General features: G+C 65.2%; 1 protein-coding gene. It reads right to left on the bottom strand.

Translation table 11 applies throughout. The features are described from left to right. Positions 1 to 255: 255 nt before the first annotated feature. Positions 256 to 1,314, bottom strand: a complete 1,059-nt coding sequence (locus tag GQY20_RS31875) for an IS110 family RNA-guided transposase (RefSeq protein WP_157221203.1) — start codon at positions 1,312 to 1,314, stop codon at positions 256 to 258. Positions 1,315 to 1,429: the final 115 nt, after the last annotated feature.

Here is a 1,429-nt window from a genome sequence, read left to right as displayed (position 1 = left end):
AGAGTCTTCTCTGATTGGGGCTCATCGGGTCAAGCTGCTCTCTCGTATTCGTGACCGTCCCATGGATCACTCGCTTCTCTCCGCGGTCAGCGCCGGGCTGCCGCATGATGGGGTCAGGAGAGCGGGATGCCTCAAGCTGTTTCGCGACCTTCGGCGGCGCCGAGGATCCGGACTCTCAACGAGGTCATCCCGCCCATCGTCCCCATGGGAACGACCACTATCCACCTATTCAGGCGGGATCTGATTTGTGTCTCCTCATGCTGCGCACGCCAGCGCGACATTCGGCAGGCTTGAGGCAGGCTTGCCCCAGCGGAACTCGGCCTGGTCGCTCCACATACGATGCAGGATAACGGCCAGCTTGCGCGCCACGGCGACACGGGCCTTGGCCATGCCGCGGCGTTGGGCTACGCGCATTCCCCACGCCTTCAGCGTCGACCATTTCTGGCAGCGCGTCAGCAAGGTGTGCGCCGCTTCGTAGAGCGCGGTACGGGCGAGCTCGTCGCCGCATCGACTGATCCGGCCTTGGATATCTGTCTCGCCAGACTGGTAGCGGCGGGGCGTAAGGCCAAGGTGAGCGCCGACGTCGCGGGATCGTCGGAAGCGCTCGGGCTGGTCGACTGTCGCACGGAACGCCAGCGCGGTGAGCGGCCCAACACCTGGCACCGTCATCAGCCGGCGACAGATCGGCTCCACCTTGACCGCATCCAGCGCATGCTTCGTCAGCCGCGCGATCTGGCAGGCCATCACATCGAGTACGGCCAGCAGCGGTCCGACGATGTCGGAGATGGCGGCGTCAGCCGATGCGAGCTCGCGGGCGCGGCCGGCGAACAGCTTGCGTGACGGTGTGCCGAGCTTGAGGCCGACTTCCCGTAGCACCGCGCGCACCGCGTTCTCGATGTCACGCTGCTTGTTTAGCATCGTCCTGCGTGCGCCGAGCAATGCGCGTGCCGATCGGCTCGGCATGCTTTTTACATGGACCGCGCGATACCAACCCGTGCGGATGATCTGTGCCAGGCCGCGGGCGTCGTTGCGATCGGTCTTGTTCGGCATCGCGCCCATCGCCGCCTTGGCCGCCCGCGTCTCGATGCACAGCGCCGCCAGGCCGGCGTGTGTCAGCCCCTGATGGAGCCACGCCGACAACGAGCATGCCTCCAGCCCGATACGCTCGAGGCCCAAGCCCGTGGCGGCCAGCGTCTCGATCAATGCATCAGGCTCGCTGGCGGAACGCAGTTCGCGGACCACCTTGCCCGTCTCATCGACAATGCAGATCGCCGTCTCTTCTAACGATACATCCAGTCCGGCATAGTGGCGCATGGTTGCTCCTCCTCATGGTTGTGGCCGCTCGATACGGACCACGTTCTACTATCCGCGAGGAGCAGCCACCCCACCGACTCGGGCACGAGCCCCAATCACCCCATCTGTTTGGAAA

The sequence above is a fragment of the Flavisphingomonas formosensis genome (genome assembly GCF_009755815.1).
In the GTDB taxonomy this organism is placed as follows: domain Bacteria; phylum Pseudomonadota; class Alphaproteobacteria; order Sphingomonadales; family Sphingomonadaceae; genus Flavisphingomonas; species Flavisphingomonas formosensis.
Note: the sequence above shows the minus strand (reverse complement) of the source record. Positions and strands in the feature narration are given on the sequence as shown.

What these genes read in the sequence shown, in the direction of transcription:
- GQY20_RS31875 (WP_157221203.1), bottom strand. Translation starts at nt 1,314, where the DNA reads ATGCGCCACTATGCCGGACTGGATGTATCGTTAGAAGAGACGGCGATC.